We start from the raw sequence: 20,167 nt of genomic DNA on the forward strand, positions 1-20,167 counted from the left end.
TGATGCGTACGGCTGCCGAATTGAGATTGCCCGAAGATCCGTCATCGCTGGATCCCGAACGGGCGAACCGGCCAGTCCAACGACACCGATTCGGCCTTCGCCGACAGTGCCTCGGCGTCCGCGAGCAGCGTCTCCTGCTCGGCCGCATCGCCGGCCTGTTCGGCGCTGTGCCGGGCCTCGTTCGCGGACCGCCGGAAGAACTGCGCCAGCGACTCCGCCTGTTCCGCGTACCAGCCGACCTGCCCGATATGCAGCTCGTTCAACGTCATATCGGCCAGCAGCGGGTAGCGGCGCATCAACTGCCACACCACCCGCCCCGCCTGCAAAGCGTCGTACTCGGCGGTGTGGGCGAGTTCGTCGTCCCAGCCGACACCATGCACCTGGGCGAGGGTTTTCAAGCAGCGAGCACCCTGGGTGGGGGAGACCCGGCGCCGAAACTTGGCGACCTTCTTGTCCAGGCAGATCGGATCGAGGATCGGGGCGAGAGCACGCCCGCCCAGCCGGTCCTCGATGGTGGGGACACCGTTACGACGGCATTCCCGGTCCAGGACGGTCAGGTCGTACGGCGCGTTTGCGATGATGATCGGCTGTCCGAGCATGAGGACCGCGGCGAGTTCGGCGCAGTACTCGTCCAGCACATCGGCTGGCGGCTTACCGTCGGCCATCAACTTCTCGGTCGTCAGCCCGTTCACCGCAGACGCCTCGGCAGGCATCTCCACAGCGATCAGCGCGTTCTGCACATCCTTCGACTTGGTGCTGATGTCGATGACGGCCCGACAGATCGATGCGACCTGAGCCTGCTCCGGATCAGCCGACGTAGTTTCCGTATCCAGCACCGTGAAGGGCTGCTCCCACCACGTCACTGGGCACCACCAGCGGGCTGGGCGACGTTCACGTCATCCCATGCGCTGTCGTCGTCATCCCATCCGGTGCCTGAACGCTGGTCGGACTCGCCGCCCGCTTCAACCTGCGGCTGCTGGACGGCAGGCGGGCCGCTGATCGGCTTGGCCTGCTCGCGAGCAGCGGCAGCGTTCGCCAGCACCTCCTGCGCGTTCACCCGCGCTGCGGCCCGCACCGGCATCAGATCGCCGGCACCGTCGCTGAGCTCCTCGGAGTTGTACGGCATCGCGTGCAGCACGTCCGACGCCACCAGACGGCAGATCTCACCCGTCGCCCGCGCCGTCAGCATCGTCTGAGGCTGCTTCTTCCACTGCTCCTTGCCGGTCAGGCCCAGTTCCTTGGCGCGGTCGATGTCCCACACCGACTGCTGCGGTTCGCCGTACGTGCCGTCCGCCTCTCGGCGCTGGCCCCACATGACGACCCGCTCCTTGGAGGCTCCCTTTTCGATCCACACCTTGTGCCCGTGGGATTGGACCAAGCCACGCTGGGCGTGCGCGCGCAGCGCCGGAGTGCCTTGAATGACGTCCATCGACCGGAGCGTCGCCATCGGCTGCAGTCCGAGCTCCTGGCCGGCGAGGATCGCTGCGGTCACGTCGGCGGGCTTACCGCGCAGCGACGCCGGAACGAACGAGGTCCGCGACAGCGACTCGGCGATCTTCGCGGCCTCACGGGCCTCCATCGCCCACTGCATCAACGGCGACGGGACAGGCTGCTGGTAGACGGGCAACTGCGGGACGGCAGGGCTCGTGGGCAGGTTGTCGTTGTCGCGGACGGCGAGGTCAGTCATCGGTGGGCTCCTCGTAGAAGTCGTTGTCGTGTTGGGTGACCGCGTATCGGGGAAGGCTGATCTCGGCGATGTCGAGGCCCGTGTAGTCGGGCCAGTAGCCGGACTCCTGGCAGCGGGCGAAGATGCGCCGCGCCTGCCGGTTACGTTCGGCGCCGACCCGGAGGGCTTCCTCGTCCAGGCGGATCAGCGAGACCAGGTACGGCGGGGTTTTCATCTGGACGACGAACACGAAGTCCGGGTCATCGTCGAGGCCGAGCGCCTGGATCCCGTCGAGGTACCAGGGGTTCTGCATGCAGTAGCCGTACTTGTAGGCGGCCTGCCGGAAGTCGTCCGGGTTCGCGGTGACCGCCGATTTGTAGTCGCCGAGGACCAGCCGGTTCCCGACCCGGTTTGGCATCCAGTCGACGAGCGCCCGCAGCATGATCCCCGTCTCCGGGTCCTGCCACACCAGCGTCTGCTCCGGCTTGCCACCCTCCGGCGTCAGCAACGCCGACGCGATCGGGTGCTCCCGCAGCTTCGCTGCCATCGCATGGACCTGGGTGTACTCAGATGGTTTCAGCGGGATCGCGCCACGCTGACGGATCGCCGCAACCTCGGCCTTGTCGTCTTCTCTCTGCCACGCCTCCGGGTTCTTGCCCGTGCCGGCGAATTCGACCAGTTCCGGGCCGACACCGAGAACGAGTTGGTGCGCCGCGGTCCCGATCTCGAACGCCTTCTTGAACGGCTGCCCGTGCTTACGTTCGAAATCGAACAAGGCCGGGCACGACGGCGGCAGGAGCTTCTTCGCGCCCGAGCAGGACAGGGAGCCACCGACGACAGGATCGGAGTGGTACACCTGCTCGGGCAGGTCGTAGACGTCAGCCTCGGTGATGTGCGGGCCGGCGAGCGTGGCGGTCATCGGGTCAGCCATTCCGGTGCCGGGTGCGCCTTGTCGTGCAGCGACCACGGCCACAATCCGGCGTCTTTGAATGCCTCGTGCTCGGTCACCGTGAAGTACTCGCGCACGTCGGTGTACATGTCGTGCTCGTGAGGCTCGTCGCACCACGGGCTGCACGCGTGCTTGATGATGCGTGAAGACCAGTACCGGCCCTCATGGTCGAGAGTGATTCCGCCTCGGGTTTCGTGGTGTTTGTAGTGCTCGACGATCACGCCGTTGTAGGTCGACCGGGCCATCCACATCCAGCCGTCAAGCTGGTCGGCGGGTAGGCACGCACGCAGCGGACCCCAGTGTGGGGCGTCCGCGTCCAGTTCCTCGGGCGGAGTGCAGTTGTAGGCGTGCGTATCTGCGAAGGCCAGGAACTCGGCGAGGTCACCAAGTGGGAACTTGCGGATCTCCGGTCGGGAGGTGGCGGTCTCGCCGTACTCGGCGACCACCAGATCCCCGGCGGGGGTGTCCGGGCAGTTGCCGTTGCAGGCGAGAATCACTCCCGCGCCGTCGCCGGCCAGCCATGTGCGCGGGATGGTCTGGTCGCTCATCGGAACGACCCGCCTTCGCCGCCGCCATGCAGGTCGCACAGATCGCCCCTGCCGCCTTCCTCGCAGCCAGCACACTGCCGGGCCAGCCACTCCATGTGCTCGTACTCGCGCATGCGGTCGTCGAGACGCAATGCCTCCCACTGGCAGTGCCGGTCGAAGATGGCGGCGATCTCAACGTCACCGGGCAGCGGACTGCCGTAGTCGAGACGGTCGAGCGCATCCAGGGCGGCGGTCATGCGTGGGCCTCCTGATACAGCCGGAATTCCAGGTCGGCGGGGATCTGCGCGTACGGGCGGACCGCGTCGATGACCTGCTGCGGGTCGTGGATCTCGCGGAGTGACACGCCGATCCACAGGACCTCGGCGTCGTCCTCCGGCTTGTGCACGTCGAACACCTGCGCGAAGAACGTGTTCAGCGGCCGGTCCCAGCCGACGACGACCTCAAAACCGCCGTCAGAGGTCAGCTCGTGGCGGGTCATGCGGCGCCGCCCAGTTCGAGGAACATCGGGCTGGCGTACTTCTCGGCGTAGTACTGCTCCCACACCGCCTGGAATACCGGCAGGTGCTCACGTCGCCATGCCACGGTCTCGCGGATTGTGCCGTCCGGAAGTTCGCGGGGCCGTTTTGCAGGGACCTCGATGCCCTGGTCTTCCGCGTACGCCTTCGCGCGGATGCCGAACCAACTCTGCTCGGACTTGATCTCCTTGGCGGTGAGGCCCATGTCCTTTAGGAAGTCCGGCACGTAGTACGGCTTCGACTCTTCCGGCATCTCCGGTTCCTCACCGAGAGCGCGGGCAGCGATGATGTGCGTCTTCGTGACAGCCCACGGCTTGTCCAGGAGACCGGCGTCGACCGCGACGCTCAACATCTCGATCTTGGCGCGGGCCACGGTGACGCGTTCGATCTCAGGGCGCTCAGCGACCGCCTGAACGGCATTCGCGCGAGCCTCGGGAGTGGCCTGCTCTTCAACCTTCAGTAGGTAGCCGCGAACCTTCTGGGCCACGTCGGAGCCGGTCAGCAGCATGGCGATGTTGAGGATCGTCTGCCGGGTGAAGAGGGCCAGTGCCCGAACTTTTGTGAGTGACGGGATGTCACTCGCAAGCTCCTTCATTTCTTGGCCGCGGACAACGCGGTATCCGTGAGTCTCCAGTTCCGTCCGGTTGCGCTCGACGACCTTGCGGATCGCCTCGACTTCCACCTCGAAGTAGTTGGCGGCCTGCTCGGTGCTGGCGTGAATGTCGTCGGGCAGCAGGCTCAGCGCCTTGACCTTGCCGAGTACGTCAGTGCGGGCCATGTGCTGTGCCCGAAGGCTGGCGCTTTCGGTGAGCGCGGCGTCAGCGGTGGACGCCGGAAGATTGGTAGTGATCGTCACTTGGAGAGCCCCTTCGAGCTGGTCAGGATGTTGGCGGGGGAGTAGCGCACCCGCTTGCCTGTAGCCACAAATGTAGCCACACTTGTGCCATGTCTCAAGCCCTCAGCCGAACCAGACACGGAAGTGACCTGTCGCCGCAGTCGTTGCCACACCCGAAGATCGCCACTTACGCTGGCGTCGTGCCCGACAACCTCCGCCGCTTCCGCCTCGACGAACAGACGTGGAAGGACTACGGCGAACTCGTCGGAGATGCAGGCCGCTCTGCCGACCTGAAGGCGTACATCGAGTGGCGGCTCGACAACCCGGACACGCCCCTGCCGGGAAAGCGACGCGGACCGGTCAAGAGGACACGGCCCGCCCCGATGCCCAAGCCGAAGTCGGCGACCTGACCTCACTCGGCCTCACCTCGTGCCCGCCGTACCCGTTCCCGGATCCGCGCGATAGCCGCTTCCTGGCGGCGGCCTTTCTCGGCCGCGCCTTCGGGATCGGCAGCTTCCTCTTCGGCCGCCAGCCGGCGCACCGCCTCAACCACCGACACCAGCGCCTGCTGCCCGCGCTCGTCCAGGTCGGGTGAGACGTGGGCATGCGCGATCACCTGCCCGTCGGCGTCCACCACCGGCACGCACACGTGGTTGTCGGTCATGCTGCTTCACCCCACGACCACGGCAACTCCGGCCGCCGTGCCGTCGTGCGGCACGCCACGTGCGGGCAGCCCGCCATGCGCACACAGGCGAGGCAGTCCCGGCGCTTCCCGAGCTCGCCGGCATCAGCCGCGGCGGCGCCCAGCCACTCCCAGCCCGCCCACGGCGTGTGCCCGCACACTGCGGTCGTAGCGTCGTCCTCATCGATCAGGTGCCGGACCGCGCCACCGTCAACGAATCGCCACACGCTCATGACGGCCACCCGCATCCGCAGCTGACCTGCTCGCCGTCACCGCGCCGCAGGTGATTCCACGCATGAAACGGGCACGGCTCCACCAGCCCCTCGCCGGGCGCATGCCGGACCGCACCCCACCGCGGGTTGTACGCCCCGCCCGACGCCCTGCCGGACAACACCAGCCCACACGCCAGACACCGGACGACGTTCCGCGAGTTCGGCACCGGCACCCACAGCCCCGAATCGCCCGACCCCGGGCACACTGCTGGCGGTGTCGACCAGCGCGGATCAAACCGCAACCGCGGCATCCCGGCCGGGAGTTCGTCCTGGCCGGCGCCCAGCGCCTTGCCGACGCAGATCGCACACACGTCGTCGTTGCCGATGTCGTCGGCGAGTAGCGGAGGCCCGGCCTTGGCGTTGCGGTCGGAGACGAACGTGCCGCACCACAGGTTGAACGTGCGGGCGCCGTCCTCAACCTGGTAGCCGGACCGGATGCGATGCCAACGGCTCATCCCACGGCAGCGGGCGTACCGCTCAGCACTGGTGATCGGGGTCTTCTTCTCTGGCGTACCCCACGACTGAGGTCCGGAGCTGGTGATCGGGGGCAGCAGCGCGACGGGCATCAGCGGTCACCGTCCTGCTGCTGCGGCACGAACTCCCACCACACCGGATCCGGTGACTGCCGCTGCTCCGGCACCAGGTCGCCGATGTGCCGGGCCGTCTCCTGCTCCAGCACCTGCCGGACCAGACGCCGGCCACGCCGCAACGCGATCTGGTCGTGCAGGACAAACACTGCGGCGATCCCGGCGGCAGGGACCGCCACCAGACCGAACGCGATCACGTAACCCCACACGCCGGTCACCGGTCGGCCTCCGGCATGCTGGCGGCCAGCAGCGGCACTGTGATCTGCGACTGCGCCAGAAACCCGGCCCGCTGATCGGCGACCGCCCGCCAGCGGCGGCGCCGCTCCCAGCGGACACCGGTCAGGAACGCGACCAGATGTGAGGTGCCGAGCGCTGCGGCCGCGATGACGCTCATGACTGCGGTCGGCACCGCGTCGGCCAAGAAGTGATCCCACCAGGTCATTCGCCCGGATCCCCCAGACGGCGACGGATCTCACCGGTCGTCTCCGACCGATCCCAGTGAGCCGTCTCCCACTGCGCCTGGCGGGCAGCTTCCGGCGACACCAGGTACGCCTCCACCTGGCCCGCGAAAGACTGGCCGGCCTGTTCTTGCTGGCGGCCGGTGATCCAGCGCCCGTTCTGCTGATTCGCGACCCTGGACACGCTGTCGAACCAGTCATCGTTCGGGCGGTTACTCGCCACCCACCGGCCCGGACGGGCCTCGTTCACCGGCGTCGGAACGTCGCCGCCCACGCTCTCGGCAACATCCATCAGGTCGTCCGGCTCGTCCTCGTCCTCGTCGTCGGGGCTGTCGAGCGCCTCACACGACCCGCAGCACGACCACGGCCGGTCATGCTCAACCCGGTACTGGCCCAGCCACCACCACACGACGAACCCGACGAACACGGCGGCAGCGAACACCGCGGCGATACTCACCTTGACGAAACCCGGATCCATCGCGAACAACACAGCCGGTGGAACGTCGAGGCTGGTCATGGCTGGCCTCCCCACACCACACGAGCTGCGGTCTGAGCGCTGGACGGCAACGGCAGCCGAACGGTCGGGCCGTTCAACTCCGCCAAGTCACGCGCCCGGAACTCGACGTGCACGATGTCGGGCTGGACATCTCCGGGGTCGGGCTGACGGTGCCGGCCGCTGTAAATGGGCTGGGTCGGGACAGGCATGGCAGGCTCCTCGAGGACAAAGGGAGCGGACAAGAAGACGTGCGAGGGCGGGTCCGTCGGCTAGCGGCGGTCGTCGTGAAACACCGGGCGCACCCGGTCGGAAAACTGCTGCCACAGCGGCTGCGAATCAGGGGAGCGGCGACGCTGGCGAGGCGGCACCGGATTGAAGCCGTCCGAGATGGCAGGCCGGAACGCGTTGTCCACGAGTGCCTGCCGCTGGCACACCAGATAGGCGCGGCGGCGCGTGACCAAGCGGCCCACGAGCGCACCAACCAGGAAGGCAACGATGACGGCGGCAATCATGCAGCTGCCCCCGTCCCCGCCCACAACGGCAAGGCAGGCTGGAACGCCTCTTCCTGACCGGCGAGCGAGCCGAGCATCTCCGCCCGCCACTTGAGCGCGTAACGGAGACAGTTGGCGCAGTTCTTGTGCCCGACGCATCCCGGCAGCCGCTCGGCACGCCGCGCCTGAAACGACCAGGCCATACTGTCCGCGCTCGACAGGTAGCGGCCATACCGGCGCAGCCCGACCGACTTCACACCGAAGCCGTGCATGTCGATGTCCAACACGGACAGAGTTTCGAAGATCTCACCGATCTCATCCGTAGCCTGCCGCCGGCACACCGATCCCACGCCGACCACCGGAAAGTGGGTCAGATCCACCCCGGCGTCGGCGTACATGTCCGCGCACCGCAAATAGTCGGCAAGCCGCCAGCCCTGCAGCACAGGCATGAACACACAGAACTCGGGAGCCGACCGCAACTCGTCCGATGGGTCGATGGCCTGCCACATCGCCCGTAGTTCCAGGAAGTTCGCGACCGTCCGCCGCTGATGCTCCTCCACCGACAGGCCCGTCTTCGCCAGCATGAACGGCTCTGCCATCCAGTCTTGAGGCGCCGCCCATCCCAGCAAGCCGATCTCGTCGTCGTACCGCTGCACCGCAGCCACATACTCGGCCGGGCTGGTCCGCCACTCCCCGAACATCGACAACTCCGAGAAGCCGCCGGAATCAAGCGCCCACCGCACCCGCGCCTTCGGCAGCGACTTGCGGCCGGCGAGGCGGCGGTGGGAGATGAACAGGTTGGCGTCGCGGGGGAGTGCAGGTGATGCCAGCCAGTGCGGCTGATGGGTACCGAGGTAGAAGCACAGGTCACTCACGACTGGCCTCCGGTCGGCCGGCGAACCTCAGCGATCAGTTCCGCCAGCTCAGCCACGCTGTACGGCGGCACGTTCTTGCGGCTACGGCGAATTCGCCACGCACGCCACCACCGGTGGGCGCTCATGCGGACACCGCCAGCTCGCGCGGCTCGACGAAGCGGTCCAGGTCCTCACCGGTGATGCACTCGACGAGCGCGGACATGATGACTTCGGCGACTGGTGCGGTGACCGCGTTCCCGAACAACTTGACCTTTGTCCGCTTGTCCTTGACCGAGGTCTGGTAGGACGGGTCGAACGCCATCGCCCGCGCGATCTCGTGGGGCTCCAGCATGCGAAATAGCACGTCATCCAAGTCGAGACCGCTGGCCAGCGCATCTAGATCTGGTGTGGCGACCGCATACTTGTCCTTCGTCGTCAACGTGCCGATCGGCCCGGACGCCGGGATCGCCGATGTGGACGCCCCGTAGTAAGGCACCAGCAGCGACTGATGCCCCGCCGTCGTGATCGAACGAACCGGCTCGGTGGCCGGCGTCGACAGATACCCGGCGTCACCGCGGGCCGTGTTGTTCCGCATCACCAGCGGCGGCAGCGCCAGCCCGTGATGGTTACCGGAGGCGGTGACAGTGGTCAGCGGATCCTGAACCGACCGGGCACGTTCCTTGTCCCCGCCACCACGCAGCGGCGTGATGAACGGCGGCAGCGACGCCACCCCGTCACACTCGCGGGTTGTCCGGGTCGGCATCGGGTCCAGAGACGATGTCGGCTTGTCCCGCCACGTCCCACCAGCCGGCGCCAGAAACGGCGGGAACGCAAACCCCGTCTCGTTGCGGCACGTTTGCGTACGCAGCGGCTCCGACGCGGGCAGCGCCTTCTTGCCGTCCCGGCCCTCGACCGGCACCATCAGCGGCGCCCAATACCGGCGAACACCAGCCCGGATCCGGTCCAGCGTCGCCTCGGCCAGCGGGTCCATCTTCAGCTTCGCCCGGTCCCCGATGCGAGTGCCCGGAATCGTCGGGTCGATCGCTGCCAGCGCGGGCAGCGTCTCCGGGCGAAGCAGCTGGCCCCGGCATGACACGCGAGGACAGACGTAAACGTACTGCTGCTGGTATCGGCCCATGTCGTTGCCGGGTTTCTTGAACACCTGCACCGCCTGGACCTGCTCGTCACAGGACGGGCACCAGGCGTGCGGGCGCAGCCACTTGTCGAAGTCCGGGCGCCGGCCGAGGCTCTTGTGCCAGTAGGCGAGGTACAGGCGGTCGCGGGACTGTGGGGCCTGCAACGAGCGAACTGGCTGGGCGTGCATGGAGTTGAACGCGATGATCCGGATTTCGTAGCCGAGCTTGACAATCTCGTTGAACCAGTCGTCCCACTCGTGCCACTTGCGGCACTGGATGACGTTCTCCATCATTCCCGCCAGCACTGGCTTGCCACGCTCGATCATCGCCCGCAGGTAGCGGGGGACTTCCTTCATCAGCAGCCGCGAGCGCTTGTACTCCTCGAGGCGCTTCTTCAGCTTCGGATCCGGTTCGGTCTCGGCCACCTCGAACAGGGTCTGCACCTCGGCGTTGGCCCGGTCGAAATCGCGGCGGACACCGTTCGCGTCGGTCCAGGCAGGACAGGCCGGCGAGGCGGAGAACAGTTCCGCGTACGGCATCTTGTCGACAGGCAGTTTGGTGATGTCGGCCTGGAAGTGCCTGGCGCCGGGGAAGTTCAGGGTGTGCGAGTCGACGGCATGCTTGTCGTGGTTGGCCGCCGCGTAGATCTCGACACCGGGCACGTAAGAGGCGCCGTGGCTGGTGCCACCGACACCGGCGAACTCGTCGTAGACGCGCAGCATCAGGCCGCCTCGCTTGCAAGCGTCCAGTTGGCCGGCTGCCGCGCCTGGCGCATCCAGTCGGACTCGGAGGCGCGCCGCTGCCGGTCGTGGACCACGTAGTCGGGGCAGCAGGTGGTGCCGCAGTCACAGACCGTGCCAATGTGGGCGGGTGCCGTGGGCGGCATCGTCAGCGTGCGGCTATCGTGATAGGACATTCATCCTCATCTCATGGCTGAGGGTGGATAGGAGCGGCTCCCGGGCAGGGGAGCCGTTTTCGCGTCTAGGAGCCGAAGTTGCGGACAGGGCCGCCGGCCGGAAACCCGAGGGCGCGCAGGAACCGGCGGGCGTCGTCCTCGTCCGCGTGGAACACCGGGTAGTCGCCGCCGACCTCGACCAGGTAGCCGCCGGACTGCAGTTGGTAGATGGTGCCGGCCTCGCGGGTGATCGACGGCCAGGAGGCGACACGGGCGTCGGCGGTAGTCGGGGCGGTCATCACTTCACCGCCCACAGGCGCCGATTCAGCCGGTCCGGCTGCAACTGATCACGGAGAAACGCCTCGGCCAGCGCATCGTCGGTAAGGTCGCCATCCGGGCCGAGCCGGTGGAGAAGGTCCTGAACCTGCTCCCGGGTCATGCTGAGCGTGTCGTCGTAGTCGATGTGCGCGACCACGCGTTCACGGCAGGCTGCGACAAGGGAGGCCAGGCCGATCCCTGCGACAGGGGCCACGTCGGGAAGTGGGAAGCAGAGGCGCCCGGCCTGGACGTCATCGATGAACTTGTGAACGGCGGCACCGTCAACGGGGACGCGGACGCTGAGGCGGGTCATGCGGCCCACCTCGCCGGCTGGGTCGCTGCGTGTTGCGCCGCTTGTGTGGCAATCAACTGCTCGGGCTTGACGATCCGCCGGAGTGTGGTGATCTGGCCGGTGGTGAGCGCGGGCGCCTCGGCGACGGCGATCTGCACCATGCGGCGGGTTTCGGCGTCGAGGACGGCCATCATGCGGCGGGCCACAGGTCGTCGATGTCGCGGCCGAGGCGGGCGGCGATCCGGCGGGCGGTGGTGAGTTTGGGCTCGATGCGGCCGGCGAGGTAGTGGTCGACGTTGCGGCGGGTGGTTCCGAGTAGCTGGGCTTGCGCGTCGCCGGTGGTGGCGCCTTTGGCTTTGAGCGCGTCTTCGAAGAGCGCCTTGTTGACGTGCAGGCGGGGCGGTGCATCGTTGGTGATGCAGTGCGAGCGCCTCTTTGCGTCACTCATGCCGCAAGCATGCCGCTGTTTGGGTGTTGCGTCAATAGTGATGCAGGAGTTGCCCCGTCCGTGGCCTGCGCATCCTTATTGATCGATGGATTGGCAGTCTGATGTCGTACGTGGACTGGTACTGTGACGGTGACCAGGGGCGCTTCGGCGTTGCATCACTCATGCACGGGGTGATCCGAATGCACACGATCCCGGCCGGACTCCACTATCGTTGCGTCATGCGTGACGCAGATGTGCCGAGCTTCAGCAGCCTCGTCCAAGACGGCCGCAAGACCAAAGGCTGGTCACAAGACGAACTCGAAGCCCACTCCGGCGTCAGCCGCGCCACCATCAGCCGCATCGAACGCGGACTCACCGACACCCCCGACGCCGACCACGTCCGCGCCCTCTGCCGCTCCCTGAACATCGACCCCCGCCAAGCCGCCGTCAGCCTCGGCTACCTCACCCTCGACGAGATCCAGCCCCTCGCACCACTACCACCCAAAATCAAAGAGGTCCTCGACATCCTCGAGGACCCCCGCGTCAGCGACACCGACAAACAACAGTGGATCGACTACCTCGTTTACCTTCGCGCCAGGTCGAAATCAGCCACCGACGCCAGCTAGGCCTCCAGCCCGCCATAGATCGCCCCACGTCCGCGAATCGCCGTGCCACCGCGACTCAGCAAGACGCCAAGGCGTCCATTTGATGTTGCCCCTGCCGACCGGCGACAACACAACCTCGGCAAGAGCCATCACCACGGCCCGCCGCTCACCCACCGAATACGTGGACCAGTGCCCAGCCAGGTGCAAAGGATCATACCCACGTAATGCCGGCGGCTTACGGAGTTCCTTCACGCGGGCCGACGCGGCGTCAATGTTCGGAAGCAGTTCCCGTTCAGTGGCAGCCACCAACGCCATACTCGGACCGTCCGGTTTTGCCGCCGCAGCGTGCAGCTCGTCCTTCCGCGCGATAAGCGCGTCCAACTCCGCCTGCGCGCGAGCAATCTTCGTTTCATCCTCCGGCTGCGGAACGAATACCGCCCACGCATCCGGCCGTCGCAGCCGTTCCACCACCATGGCGGTGACGACATCATCGATCGGCGGACGTGGCCCGGCCACCCCACTACAGCCACCACGATTGCTGTCACACCGGTAGCCCCCCATGCCGTCCTTGCGCCGGCCACCGTTGAAACCCGCCATCGACAGCTTCCGGCATGCGCCGCAGCGCATCCCCCCGGACAACATGTGTTTCAGCCGGGCATCACCGTGGTTCCGCACCGGCCGGGACCCGCCTCGCAGATGCCTCAACCTGGCCACAGTGTCGGAATCAAGGATCGCCGGCCACGCATGGTGGGCGACGATGACACCGTTGCGTTCACGATGGCCCTCCATGCTCGGCTTGAGCAGGGCATCCCAGATGACGTTGCCCTGCCACCGTTTGCCACCGTTGGCGGTGGGCACCCCAAACGCCATGAGAATCCTGGCGAGGGTATTGGCGGGAACACCGTTGAGTAGTCCTTCGGCAGCAGCCCGGTAGATCCAGGCGCGGTCCTCATCGATCACCTGCGTGATCTCACGGCGCCGATGTCCGGACTCGGAAACGCTGGCATCGGTGGGCGCGCCGTAGATCCGCTTGTACCCGTCCGGCAGCGGGCCGTGCGGGCGGCCTTCGCGAGCGGATTCAGTGGCCCCCGACCGGACCCTCGAACTGAGACGTTCGACTTCCGACTCCGCTTTGATGCCTTCCTTCAACAGGGCTTCACGGTCACGTGGCCGGCGCGGGTCGTATGTTGCGGGGTCGTCTTCGTCGAAGATGCGGATGAGGACGCCCATGTCCCGGCAGAGATCCAGAAACCGCACCCATTCGATCATTCGGCGGGTGCCGCGCGAGGTCTCCCACAGCGACACCATCTCGCAGCGCTGATTCTGGATGTGTTCGGTGAGCGCCTCGAAGTCGGGTCGCTGCTTCGACGAGTAGCGCGACGCCGAGAGGTCGGGGTCGGCGAAGACTCGACCCGGCGTCAGCCCCTCTGCGTCGCAGTCGGCGCGCCACAGGCGTTCCTGGCGGGCTGCGGATCGGCCGGCGTCCTTGTTGCTCTTGCGGGCGTAGAGGTCAGCGGTGGGCATGAGCCCACGGTAAGACCACTAAACCCTGATGTCACGCACGGCTTTCGCCGCCCCGTAATACTCCCCGCCGGCCATGCCGTGTGAGGCGATCGACGATGACACGTGCACGAGGCGGCCCCAACCGCTCTCGCGCATGTGTGGGGTGACGAGCCTGGTCAGTGCCACGGCGCCCTCGATGTTGTCGCGCAGCACCCGAAGCCACAGATCGTCCGGTGCGCTCTCGAACCCGCCGGTGTGGTCGGGCTCGGCGGAGCCCCAGCGGACCGCGTTGTTGACCAGCACGTCGACCCGGCCGGTCCAGGCCAACACGCCCTCGACCAGGTCACGGGCCGAGGCCGGGTCGCCCAGCTCGAACCGGAAAGCGCGCCCACCCAGGTCGGCGGCGAGTTTGGCGGCCGCGTCGGCGGCATCGTGGTAGGTGATCGCCACGTCGGCGCCCTCGGCGGCGAACCGGCGGGCGATCGGCTCACCCAGCCCGCCCGTCGCGCCGGTGACGATCACGGTTCGGCCGTTCAGTCCCAGATCCATGGGAACCACCCTGCCCCGGTCGGCTGCCGGGAGGGAGGCCCGGTCGATCCTAGCCCCGGCAGGGCCAGGCTGCGGGAGGGGGAATTGGCTAACGTCGAGGCGTGAGCGACAACGAACTGGGGCGATTCCTGCGGGAGCGGCGAGAGGCGACCACGCCGGCGGAGGTGGGACTTCCGGCCGGGCCACGCCGGCGGACGCCGGGGTTGCGCCGCAGCGAGGTGGCCACTCTGGCCGGCGTCAGTGTGGATTATCTGACACGGCTCGAGCAGGGCCGCGACCAGCGTCCATCGCCCGAGGTGCTCAACGCGCTCGCCACCGCGCTGGGGTTCAGCCGGGCCGACCGGGAGAATCTGCGCTGGCTAGGCAAGGCCGCGTCCGGGGTGATGTGCCCAGCCGGGCACATGCCGGGCACCGAGGTGAGGCCGACCGTTCGTGCGCTGCTCGGCAGACTGGAGCCAGGTCCGGCCGTGGTGCTCAACCGGCTCGGTGACGTGCTGGCCGCCACCAGCGGATACGACGCGTTGTTCCGGCCGGTCGGGCTCTTCGACGGGCGCCGGCACAACATCGTTCGGTTCGTCATGGTGGATCCGCGGGCTCGTGATGTGTTCCCCGACTGGGGCCGGGTGGCCGAAGGCCACATCGCCCAGCTCAAGAGTGAGGTGCGCCGCGGAGATCCGCATGCGGTGGAGCTGGCCGGTGATCTCACGGTGCTGGTCGGGGCCGAGTTCACCGAGCGGATGGCGGCGCCGGGTGGCTTCCCGGAGCGGTCCGGTGTGGAGTTGCTGGCCCATCCCGAGGTGGGTCTGTTGCGGCTCGCGTTCGAGGTGCTGGACCTGCCGGATGCGGATGAGCAGCGGCTGATCGTCCATCTCCCGGCCGACGAGGCCACAAGGGTGGCGCTGGACCGGCTGTCCGGCCGCCGACCAGGCGCGCTGCGCGCCGTATGACCGGTTAGGAACCCCGTCCGGTCTCGCGTCGTCCGGTCTCGCGTCGCCCGGTCTCGCGTCGCCCGGCCTCGTGGCGCCTGGTCTTGCGCTGTCCGACTTTGCGTCGCCCGGCTTTGCGGTGCCTGGTCTCGGACCGTCCGGTCTGGCCGCGTCCGGCTTTGATGTTCGGGCACTCGCCGACTGATTCGTCCGCTCGGCCGCCGCTTGCCGGCCTGGACCGGGGCGGGCACGCGCTTGTCGGCCTGGACCGGGGCGGGCACGCCCTCGCTTGGCGTCTCGGCGTCGAAGCCGATCTCGTCGAGCAGATCCTGGCAGCGTTTGCTGCCGTGATCTGCGGTCGAGGTGACCTGCCCAGGTCAGAGGCACCGCAGCTGGATGCTGCACGCTTCGAAGGAGTCGCGTCGCAACGGCGAGTCGTGCCGGTTGGCCGTAGCGCCGACGATCCCGGGGCGGGGTGTCGGCGGTGGTGACCGTGAGGTCGCCGGCGGCGACCTGCGTAGCGGGACTGCAGGGCGGATGTGAGATCAGAAGGAGTACGGGCCGAACCGGCCCCACGCCACGACGGCAGCGAGGATCAGCAGGACCATGTTGACGCCGATGTTGGAGTACTCCGCATCCTCGCCAGGATCGACCCGAACGACCCCTGCGTCACCGGCCACCTACCCTGACCGCCGCGATGCCGGCGCCCGACGGCCAACCGCGATCGACAACTCTCACCCGGAGTGCCGGCTCAGGCCCTCGCGGGAGCACTGACGGTCCCGGGGTGCTGGTCGTGCGTGGATGGGATCAGGGGGTGGTGCGGAAGGTGCGGCGGTAGACGTCCGGCGGCACACCGATCGTGCGGTGGAAGTGGCGGCGCAGTGTGGTGGCCGTTCCCATGCCGGCCGCGGTGGCTATCGACTCGATGCTGTCGTCGGTGGACTCCAGGAGTTCCTGGGCGCGGCGGATGCGCTGGGTGTGCAGCCACTGCAGCGGGGTGGTGCCGGTGATCGTGTGGAAGTGGCGGGCCAGGTGGCGGGAGCTCAGGTTCGCGCGGCGGGCCAGGTCCTCGACGGTCAGCGGCCGGTCCAGCCGTTCCATCACCCAGACCAGCAACTCGGTGAGGGGGTGGCCGTCCTGCGCGGGCACCGGGGTGGACACGAACTGGGCCTGACCTCCGGCCCGGTGCGGTGGGACGACGAGGCGGCGGGCCACGATGTTGGCCACCGTCGAGCCGTGGTCGTGCCGGACCAGGTGCAGGCACAGGTCCATGGCGGCGGCCTTGCCGGCGGAGGTGAGGACCCGGCCGTTGTCGACATACAGAACGTCGGGGTCCACCTCGATCTCCGGGTATCGGGTCGCCAGTTGGGTGGTGTGCGCCCAGTGGGTGGTGGCGCGCAGGCCGGCGAGCAGGCCGGCGGCGGCGAGGACGAAGACGCCGGTGCACAACGAGACCACCCGGGCGCCGGCCTCGTGAGCCGCCCGGACCGCGTGGACCAGGTCGGCGGGCGGGTCCGCCTCCACGTCGGCCAGCGCCGGGACGATCACCGTGTGGGCGGTGGCCAGGTGCTCCAGGCCGTGGTCGGGTTCGACCAGGAAGCGGCCGGCCCGCACCGGGTGGGTGCCGCAGACGGTGACCTCATACCACGGGCCGGGGACGGCGTCCGGTTTGGAGCCGAAGACCTCGTACGCCAGCGCCATCTCGAAATGCAGCATGCCGTCGGTGGCGGCGACAGCGACGGAGTTCATGTCGGAAATTGTACGGTGCTTGTCGTTCCGGACACTGGTTCGGCTCTCGGTGCCAGGACAGGATTCTGGGCATGGGAAACGGGATGGACGCGAGTGTGGCGGTTTTCGGGGCGTACGGGCACACCGGGCGGTTCGTGGTGGCGGAGCTGCGGGAGCGGGGGTACGAACCGCTGCTCATCGGCCGTGATCTGGACCGGCTGCGGGCCATGGGGCGGGGCGAGGCGCGGCAGGCGACCGTCGGCGACCCGGCGTCGCTGGACCTCGCGCTGGCCGGTGCGGCCGCCGTGATCAATTGCGCGGGGCCGTTCGCGGAGACCGCCGGACCGCTGGTCGAGGCGGCTCTGCGGGCCGGTATCCCGTATGTCGACGTGGCCGCGGAGATCGAGGCGAACGCCGACACGTTCACTCTCTTCGCCGAACGGGCACGGGCGGCGGGTGTTCCGGTGGTTCCGGCGATGGCGTTCTACGGTGGCCTGGGCGACCTGTTGGTCACCGCCACGATGGGGGAGTGGACGGCCGCCGATGAGGTGCACGTCGCGTACGGGCTGAGCAGCTGGCACCCCACGGCCGGGACGCTGGCCTCGGGCACCGTCTCGGGACAGCGCCGTGGTGGCCGCCGGGTCCGGTTCACCGGCGGCGAGTTGCGGTACCACGACGACGTCCTGCCGAGCCTGGAGTGGACCTTCCCCGGAGTGCTCGGCACGCAGCCGGTGATCGGCGAGTTCACCATGGCCGACGTGGTCACCGTGCCCAGCCACCTCGACGTCCCGGAGGTGCGCACCTACATGACCGCGGTGGCGGTCGCCGACCTGGCCGCCGCCACGTCGGCACCGATCGCTGTGGACGATCATGGCCGGTCGGCGCAGACGTTCGTGGTCGACGTGGTCGTCCGTTCCGGTGGCGAGGAGCGCCGGATGTCTGCGGCGGGCCGGGACATCTACGCGATCACCGCACCGCTCGCGGTCGAGGCCGTCGCCCGTCTGCTCACCGGCCGGTCGAAGGCGGTCGGCGTGGTGTCGGCGGGCGCGGCCTTCGACGCCCGCGACTTCCTGGACGCCCTGGCGGACAACCTGACCATCCAGGCTCCCGCCGAGAGGACCGGCAGCTGAGGAAAGGGGACGTCAGGCCGGGTCGAGGGGAATGTCCACACAGACCTCCGGGAGATCCGCCACCGGCCAGGCGATCACCAGGGTGAGGGTGTCGCTGTCGGGCCGGTCCACCAGGAATTCGGCGGTGGACCGGAACTCGGTGTCGCCGCCCCCGGCCGCGCTCTCGTGCGCGGGCGGCCAGACCGCCTCCCGGTCGTGCAGGATCGCGACCGCGGCGCCCGGACCGCGTCCAGGGCGCCCGCCGGGGAAGGCGTCGGCGCTCGCCGCCCGCGCCGGTTCGCCGTGGGCCACGCTGAGGATCTCCAGCGACAGGATCCCGCCGACCGTGGTGAGCCGGTTGAGGACGACGGCCACCCGGCCGTCACGGTTCAGGACCCGGGGGCCGGCGATGATCCGCCCGGCTTCGATGTGTGGCGTCTGGTGACAGAATTCGCCGGTACGGCTCCGCAGCGGTGAAGGCGGTTGCCGGACGTCGAACGGCGCCACCCAGATCGGGACGGCGCCGCGCTCGACCGTTGCCCGGTCCGGCAGTGGCAGCTCCACGACGGTCTCCGGGAATCCGATCTCCGGCCACGCGAACACCACCGGCGCCCGGTCGAACAGCGGCGGCAGTATCAGGCCGGCGCGGATGCTCGGCCCTTCGACACCCTCGTAGTGGTCGCCGCTCCAGGACGACCGCGAGCCGCCGAATTGCCACTGCGCCCGCCCGGACGGGTCGAGCCAGGCGATCCGCAGGTCCATGCCCTCGTCGTGGTCCGGCAGCAGCCGGCGCGGGGCGGGCGGGGTGAACCGGCCGGCCCTGATGTCGGCCTGCCGCTCGGGGCCGCTGCGCCGGTCGAGCGGGCGGCGCGCCAGAAGGTCCAGCTCCAGGCCGGTGGGCCGGGAGATCGCGCGCACCACGCCGACGGTCATCTCGGGCCGGTCGACGATCAGGCCTCCGTGGTGCGCGAGCACGCCCAACGTCTCCACATGCGACACGCGCCAGCCTAACGTATTGACGGAGGCGGGGGATAACCGTTAGACACAATGGCTAACGGTTATCCCCAGGGGGTGGCATGCAACAGGAAGTGGTTCTGGCGATGCTCGCCAAGGAGCCTTCCCACGGTTACGAGCTGCGCGCCCGGCTGCGCGACGCGCTCGGGCCGCTCGGCGAGGCGATGAACGCCGGTCAGGTCTATGTCACGCTGACCCGCCTCGAAAGGGCCGGCCTGCTCACCGCGGAGCGGTCCGCCGACGGCGCCGACCGGGCGGACCGCAAGGTGTACGCGCTGACCCCCGACGGCCAGCAGCGGGTCGCCGCGTGGATCGCCGAGACGAGCTGGCCCAAGCCCGACCTGGCCGAGTTCCACCTGAAGCTGATCGCCGCGGCCGCCGCCGGGCTGGCCGACCCGCTGGCCATCGTCGACACCCAGCGCCGTGAGCTGCTGCGCCGGCTGCGCGACGCCCAGCGCGCCGCCATGGCCGAGCCGGAGCACTCGGCCGCGGCGCTGCTGCTCGAGGGCGTCGTCCTCCGGTTGCAGGCGGACCTCCGCTGGCTGGAGGCATGCGAACGGACCTGGACCCACCGGAGGAGCGGATCGTGACCGTCGTCTTGAGCGCCCGTGACCTGCGCCGGCATTACGGCGGTGGCGAGAGGGCGGTGGACGGGGTGGATCTGGACGTCATGGCCGGCGAGACGGTGGCCGTCATGGGCCCCAGCGGCTGCGGCAAGTCCACCCTGCTGCACCTGCTCGGCGGCCTGGACCGGCCGTCCGGTGGCCGGATCGAGCTGCACGGCCGCCGGATCGACAATCTCGGTGAGAAGGCGCTGGCCCGGCTCCGGCGTACCGGCATCGGTTTCGTCTTCCAGTCCTTCCATCTGCTGGACGAGCTGACCGCGGTGGAGAACGTGGAGATGCCCGCCCTGCTGGCCGGCCGTTCCCCGCGGGCCGCACGCCGTCGCGCCACCGAGTTGCTGGACCGGGTCGGTCTCGCCGGGCGGGCCGGGGCGTTGCCGTCGCAACTCTCCGGCGGTCAGCGGCAGCGGGTCGCGGTGGCCCGGGCGCTGTCCAACGAGCCCGCGGTGGTGCTCGCCGACGAGCCGACCGGCAATCTGGACAGCGCCGCCACCCTCGACGTGCTGCGACTCTTCGGCAGCCTGCACGAGGCCGGGCAGACGCTGGTCATCGTCACCCACGACGCGCGGATCGCGGCCACCGCCGACCGGCTCCTCTCGATGCGGGACGGCGTGCTCATCGACGAGACCCGGCTCACCGGCGGCACCAGTGGACGGCTCGGCAGCCTCGTCCGCCTGGAGGACTGAGAA

At 68.7% G+C, this 20,167-nt stretch carries 32 protein-coding genes; 6 read left to right on the forward strand and 26 right to left on the reverse strand.

From position 1 onward, the window contains the following. Positions 1-41 precede the first annotated feature (41 nt). From IEZ13_RS33650 to IEZ13_RS33680, 7 genes are read right to left on the reverse strand one after another with little or no spacing between them, the layout of a single operon-like run. Positions 42-836 (reverse strand): exonuclease domain-containing protein, encoded by a 795-nt coding sequence (locus IEZ13_RS33650; RefSeq protein WP_183225029.1) that lies wholly within the window; start codon positions 834-836, stop codon positions 42-44. A gap of 23 nt (positions 837-859) precedes the next feature. After that, positions 860-1,687, reverse strand: a complete 828-nt coding sequence (locus IEZ13_RS33655) for a hypothetical protein (RefSeq protein WP_183225028.1) — start codon at positions 1,685-1,687, stop codon at positions 860-862. Continuing rightward, the gene (locus IEZ13_RS33660) at positions 1,680-2,585 is read right to left on the reverse strand and encodes a PD-(D/E)XK nuclease-like domain-containing protein (protein WP_221245998.1); all 906 of its coding nucleotides are present in this window, start codon (positions 2,583-2,585) and stop codon (positions 1,680-1,682) included. Before IEZ13_RS33660 ends, IEZ13_RS33655 begins: the two co-directional genes overlap by 8 nt. After that, entirely contained in the window at positions 2,582-3,163 is a 582-nt protein-coding gene (locus IEZ13_RS33665; RefSeq protein ID WP_183225026.1) for a hypothetical protein, read from the reverse strand. Before IEZ13_RS33665 ends, IEZ13_RS33660 begins: the two co-directional genes overlap by 4 nt. Beyond that, positions 3,160-3,399 carry a hypothetical protein gene (locus IEZ13_RS33670; protein ID WP_183225025.1) on the reverse strand — a complete coding sequence of 80 codons (240 nt, stop codon included), beginning with the start codon at positions 3,397-3,399 and terminating at the stop codon, positions 3,160-3,162. Before IEZ13_RS33670 ends, IEZ13_RS33665 begins: the two co-directional genes overlap by 4 nt. Then, complete coding sequence (locus IEZ13_RS33675; protein ID WP_183225024.1) at positions 3,396-3,641, reverse strand: hypothetical protein; 246 nt, start codon at positions 3,639-3,641, stop codon at positions 3,396-3,398. Before IEZ13_RS33675 ends, IEZ13_RS33670 begins: the two co-directional genes overlap by 4 nt. Then, on the reverse strand, positions 3,638-4,534 hold the full coding sequence (locus IEZ13_RS33680) for a hypothetical protein (protein ID WP_183225023.1): 897 nt from the start codon (positions 4,532-4,534) through the stop codon (positions 3,638-3,640). Before IEZ13_RS33680 ends, IEZ13_RS33675 begins: the two co-directional genes overlap by 4 nt. 179 nt (positions 4,535-4,713) lie before the next feature. On the opposite strand from IEZ13_RS33680, the gene IEZ13_RS33685 reads away from it, so the two are divergent. After that, entirely contained in the window at positions 4,714-4,923 is a 210-nt protein-coding gene (locus tag IEZ13_RS33685; RefSeq protein ID WP_183225022.1) for a hypothetical protein, read from the forward strand. A 2-nt stretch (positions 4,924-4,925) separates the two neighbouring features. Here IEZ13_RS33685 and IEZ13_RS33690 read toward each other — a convergent pair whose 3' ends face one another. The 14 genes from IEZ13_RS33690 to IEZ13_RS33755 form a co-directional block, all read right to left on the reverse strand. Continuing rightward, positions 4,926-5,177: a hypothetical protein gene (locus IEZ13_RS33690; protein ID WP_183225021.1), complete on the reverse strand. Its 252-nt coding sequence runs from the start codon at positions 5,175-5,177 to the stop codon at positions 4,926-4,928. After that, entirely contained in the window at positions 5,174-5,428 is a 255-nt protein-coding gene (locus IEZ13_RS33695) for a hypothetical protein (RefSeq protein WP_183225020.1), read from the reverse strand. The genes IEZ13_RS33690 and IEZ13_RS33695 overlap by 4 nt, the downstream gene beginning before the upstream one ends. Continuing rightward, positions 5,425-6,033, reverse strand: coding sequence for a hypothetical protein (locus IEZ13_RS33700; RefSeq protein WP_183225019.1), 609 nt, complete (start codon positions 6,031-6,033; stop codon positions 5,425-5,427). Before IEZ13_RS33700 ends, IEZ13_RS33695 begins: the two co-directional genes overlap by 4 nt. After that, a complete protein-coding gene (locus IEZ13_RS33705; RefSeq protein ID WP_183225018.1) occupies positions 6,033-6,272 on the reverse strand; it encodes a hypothetical protein in 240 nt (79 codons plus the stop codon). The genes IEZ13_RS33700 and IEZ13_RS33705 overlap by 1 nt, the downstream gene beginning before the upstream one ends. Next, entirely contained in the window at positions 6,269-6,496 is a 228-nt protein-coding gene (locus IEZ13_RS33710) for a hypothetical protein (RefSeq protein WP_183225017.1), read from the reverse strand. Before IEZ13_RS33710 ends, IEZ13_RS33705 begins: the two co-directional genes overlap by 4 nt. Beyond that, a complete protein-coding gene (locus IEZ13_RS33715; protein WP_183225016.1) occupies positions 6,493-7,029 on the reverse strand; it encodes a hypothetical protein in 537 nt (178 codons plus the stop codon). Before IEZ13_RS33715 ends, IEZ13_RS33710 begins: the two co-directional genes overlap by 4 nt. A gap of 248 nt (positions 7,030-7,277) precedes the next feature. Continuing rightward, positions 7,278-7,520 (reverse strand): hypothetical protein, encoded by a 243-nt coding sequence (locus IEZ13_RS33720; protein ID WP_183225015.1) that lies wholly within the window; start codon positions 7,518-7,520, stop codon positions 7,278-7,280. Then, entirely contained in the window at positions 7,517-8,374 is an 858-nt protein-coding gene (locus tag IEZ13_RS33725) for a deazapurine DNA modification protein DpdA family protein (RefSeq protein ID WP_203834010.1), read from the reverse strand. Before IEZ13_RS33725 ends, IEZ13_RS33720 begins: the two co-directional genes overlap by 4 nt. A gap of 121 nt (positions 8,375-8,495) precedes the next feature. Beyond that, positions 8,496-10,211: a DNA cytosine methyltransferase gene (locus IEZ13_RS33730; RefSeq protein ID WP_183225014.1), complete on the reverse strand. Its 1,716-nt coding sequence runs from the start codon at positions 10,209-10,211 to the stop codon at positions 8,496-8,498. After that, a complete protein-coding gene (locus IEZ13_RS33735) occupies positions 10,211-10,405 on the reverse strand; it encodes a hypothetical protein (protein ID WP_183225013.1) in 195 nt (64 codons plus the stop codon). Before IEZ13_RS33735 ends, IEZ13_RS33730 begins: the two co-directional genes overlap by 1 nt. Before the next feature lie 65 nt (positions 10,406-10,470). Continuing rightward, a complete protein-coding gene (locus IEZ13_RS33740; RefSeq protein ID WP_183225012.1) occupies positions 10,471-10,683 on the reverse strand; it encodes a hypothetical protein in 213 nt (70 codons plus the stop codon). Beyond that, positions 10,683-11,015 (reverse strand): hypothetical protein, encoded by a 333-nt coding sequence (locus IEZ13_RS33745; protein ID WP_183225011.1) that lies wholly within the window; start codon positions 11,013-11,015, stop codon positions 10,683-10,685. The genes IEZ13_RS33740 and IEZ13_RS33745 overlap by 1 nt, the downstream gene beginning before the upstream one ends. Continuing rightward, positions 11,012-11,188, reverse strand: a complete 177-nt coding sequence (locus IEZ13_RS33750; protein ID WP_183225010.1) for a hypothetical protein — start codon at positions 11,186-11,188, stop codon at positions 11,012-11,014. Before IEZ13_RS33750 ends, IEZ13_RS33745 begins: the two co-directional genes overlap by 4 nt. Continuing rightward, complete coding sequence (locus IEZ13_RS33755) at positions 11,185-11,442, reverse strand: helix-turn-helix transcriptional regulator (protein WP_183225009.1); 258 nt, start codon at positions 11,440-11,442, stop codon at positions 11,185-11,187. Before IEZ13_RS33755 ends, IEZ13_RS33750 begins: the two co-directional genes overlap by 4 nt. Positions 11,443-11,660: 218 nt before the next feature. Here IEZ13_RS33755 and IEZ13_RS33760 point away from each other — a divergent pair, with 218 nt between their 5' ends. Further along, positions 11,661-12,047 carry a helix-turn-helix domain-containing protein gene (locus IEZ13_RS33760; protein WP_183225008.1) on the forward strand — a complete coding sequence of 129 codons (387 nt, stop codon included), beginning with the start codon at positions 11,661-11,663 and terminating at the stop codon, positions 12,045-12,047. Here the strand turns inward: IEZ13_RS33760 and IEZ13_RS33765 are convergent. Together IEZ13_RS33765 and IEZ13_RS33770 are read right to left on the reverse strand one after the other, a co-directional pair. Then, on the reverse strand, positions 12,027-13,550 hold the full coding sequence (locus IEZ13_RS33765) for a recombinase family protein (RefSeq protein WP_183225007.1): 1,524 nt from the start codon (positions 13,548-13,550) through the stop codon (positions 12,027-12,029). The two genes, IEZ13_RS33760 and IEZ13_RS33765, sit on opposite strands and share 21 nt — an antisense overlap. Before the next feature lie 18 nt (positions 13,551-13,568). Then, entirely contained in the window at positions 13,569-14,078 is a 510-nt protein-coding gene (locus tag IEZ13_RS33770) for an SDR family NAD(P)-dependent oxidoreductase (protein ID WP_183225006.1), read from the reverse strand. Between the two features lie 101 nt (positions 14,079-14,179). On the opposite strand from IEZ13_RS33770, the gene IEZ13_RS33775 reads away from it, so the two are divergent. Further along, positions 14,180-15,025, forward strand: coding sequence for a helix-turn-helix transcriptional regulator (locus IEZ13_RS33775; protein ID WP_183225005.1), 846 nt, complete (start codon positions 14,180-14,182; stop codon positions 15,023-15,025). Between the two features lie 524 nt (positions 15,026-15,549). Here IEZ13_RS33775 and IEZ13_RS47650 read toward each other — a convergent pair. Together IEZ13_RS47650 and IEZ13_RS33790 are read right to left on the reverse strand one after the other, a co-directional pair. Continuing rightward, a complete protein-coding gene (locus tag IEZ13_RS47650; RefSeq protein WP_260179524.1) occupies positions 15,550-15,684 on the reverse strand; it encodes a hypothetical protein in 135 nt (44 codons plus the stop codon). Between the two features lie 127 nt (positions 15,685-15,811). Further along, positions 15,812-16,753: a helix-turn-helix domain-containing protein gene (locus IEZ13_RS33790; protein WP_183225004.1), complete on the reverse strand. Its 942-nt coding sequence runs from the start codon at positions 16,751-16,753 to the stop codon at positions 15,812-15,814. Between the two features lie 71 nt (positions 16,754-16,824). On the opposite strand from IEZ13_RS33790, the gene IEZ13_RS33795 reads away from it, so the two are divergent. Further along, complete coding sequence (locus IEZ13_RS33795; protein WP_183225003.1) at positions 16,825-17,862, forward strand: saccharopine dehydrogenase NADP-binding domain-containing protein; 1,038 nt, start codon at positions 16,825-16,827, stop codon at positions 17,860-17,862. A 12-nt stretch (positions 17,863-17,874) separates the two neighbouring features. Here the strand turns inward: IEZ13_RS33795 and IEZ13_RS33800 are convergent, their stop codons facing one another. Beyond that, positions 17,875-18,840: a hypothetical protein gene (locus tag IEZ13_RS33800; RefSeq protein WP_189285763.1), complete on the reverse strand. Its 966-nt coding sequence runs from the start codon at positions 18,838-18,840 to the stop codon at positions 17,875-17,877. A gap of 77 nt (positions 18,841-18,917) precedes the next feature. Here IEZ13_RS33800 and IEZ13_RS33805 point away from each other — a divergent pair, with 77 nt between their 5' ends. Both IEZ13_RS33805 and IEZ13_RS33810 read left to right on the forward strand, forming a co-directional pair. Further along, positions 18,918-19,445, forward strand: coding sequence for a PadR family transcriptional regulator (locus IEZ13_RS33805; protein WP_183225001.1), 528 nt, complete (start codon positions 18,918-18,920; stop codon positions 19,443-19,445). Continuing rightward, positions 19,442-20,164 carry an ABC transporter ATP-binding protein gene (locus tag IEZ13_RS33810; protein WP_229795377.1) on the forward strand — a complete coding sequence of 241 codons (723 nt, stop codon included), beginning with the start codon at positions 19,442-19,444 and terminating at the stop codon, positions 20,162-20,164. The genes IEZ13_RS33805 and IEZ13_RS33810 overlap by 4 nt, the downstream gene beginning before the upstream one ends. Positions 20,165-20,167: the final 3 nt, after the last annotated feature.

Origin of the sequence: Actinoplanes campanulatus, assembly GCF_014647795.1 — a bacterium.
GTDB lineage: Bacteria > Actinomycetota > Actinomycetes > Mycobacteriales > Micromonosporaceae > Actinoplanes > Actinoplanes campanulatus.

Coding starts and splice junctions, on each gene's coding strand:
- IEZ13_RS33735 (WP_183225013.1), bottom strand. CDS start 10,405: ATGTCCTATCACGATAGCCGCACGCTGACGATGCCGCCCACGGCACCC.
- IEZ13_RS33765 (WP_183225007.1), bottom strand. CDS start 13,550: ATGCCCACCGCTGACCTCTACGCCCGCAAGAGCAACAAGGACGCCGGC.
- IEZ13_RS33755 (WP_183225009.1), bottom strand. CDS start 11,442: ATGAGTGACGCAAAGAGGCGCTCGCACTGCATCACCAACGATGCACCG.
- IEZ13_RS33805 (WP_183225001.1), top strand. CDS start 18,918: ATGCAACAGGAAGTGGTTCTGGCGATGCTCGCCAAGGAGCCTTCCCAC.
- IEZ13_RS33665 (WP_183225026.1), bottom strand. CDS start 3,163: ATGAGCGACCAGACCATCCCGCGCACATGGCTGGCCGGCGACGGCGCG.
- IEZ13_RS33745 (WP_183225011.1), bottom strand. CDS start 11,015: ATGACCCGCCTCAGCGTCCGCGTCCCCGTTGACGGTGCCGCCGTTCAC.
- IEZ13_RS33740 (WP_183225012.1), bottom strand. CDS start 10,683: ATGACCGCCCCGACTACCGCCGACGCCCGTGTCGCCTCCTGGCCGTCG.
- IEZ13_RS33690 (WP_183225021.1), bottom strand. CDS start 5,177: ATGACCGACAACCACGTGTGCGTGCCGGTGGTGGACGCCGACGGGCAG.
- IEZ13_RS33730 (WP_183225014.1), bottom strand. CDS start 10,211: ATGCTGCGCGTCTACGACGAGTTCGCCGGTGTCGGTGGCACCAGCCAC.
- IEZ13_RS33770 (WP_183225006.1), bottom strand. CDS start 14,078: ATGGATCTGGGACTGAACGGCCGAACCGTGATCGTCACCGGCGCGACG.
- IEZ13_RS33760 (WP_183225008.1), top strand. CDS start 11,661: ATGCGTGACGCAGATGTGCCGAGCTTCAGCAGCCTCGTCCAAGACGGC.
- IEZ13_RS33720 (WP_183225015.1), bottom strand. CDS start 7,520: ATGATTGCCGCCGTCATCGTTGCCTTCCTGGTTGGTGCGCTCGTGGGC.
- IEZ13_RS33710 (WP_183225017.1), bottom strand. CDS start 6,496: ATGACCTGGTGGGATCACTTCTTGGCCGACGCGGTGCCGACCGCAGTC.
- IEZ13_RS33700 (WP_183225019.1), bottom strand. CDS start 6,033: ATGCCCGTCGCGCTGCTGCCCCCGATCACCAGCTCCGGACCTCAGTCG.
- IEZ13_RS33750 (WP_183225010.1), bottom strand. CDS start 11,188: ATGATGGCCGTCCTCGACGCCGAAACCCGCCGCATGGTGCAGATCGCC.
- IEZ13_RS33670 (WP_183225025.1), bottom strand. CDS start 3,399: ATGACCGCCGCCCTGGATGCGCTCGACCGTCTCGACTACGGCAGTCCG.
- IEZ13_RS33795 (WP_183225003.1), top strand. CDS start 16,825: ATGGGAAACGGGATGGACGCGAGTGTGGCGGTTTTCGGGGCGTACGGG.
- IEZ13_RS33660 (WP_221245998.1), bottom strand. CDS start 2,585: ATGACCGCCACGCTCGCCGGCCCGCACATCACCGAGGCTGACGTCTAC.
- IEZ13_RS33655 (WP_183225028.1), bottom strand. CDS start 1,687: ATGACTGACCTCGCCGTCCGCGACAACGACAACCTGCCCACGAGCCCT.
- IEZ13_RS33695 (WP_183225020.1), bottom strand. CDS start 5,428: ATGAGCGTGTGGCGATTCGTTGACGGTGGCGCGGTCCGGCACCTGATC.
- IEZ13_RS33790 (WP_183225004.1), bottom strand. CDS start 16,753: ATGAACTCCGTCGCTGTCGCCGCCACCGACGGCATGCTGCATTTCGAG.
- IEZ13_RS33675 (WP_183225024.1), bottom strand. CDS start 3,641: ATGACCCGCCACGAGCTGACCTCTGACGGCGGTTTTGAGGTCGTCGTC.
- IEZ13_RS33715 (WP_183225016.1), bottom strand. CDS start 7,029: ATGACCAGCCTCGACGTTCCACCGGCTGTGTTGTTCGCGATGGATCCG.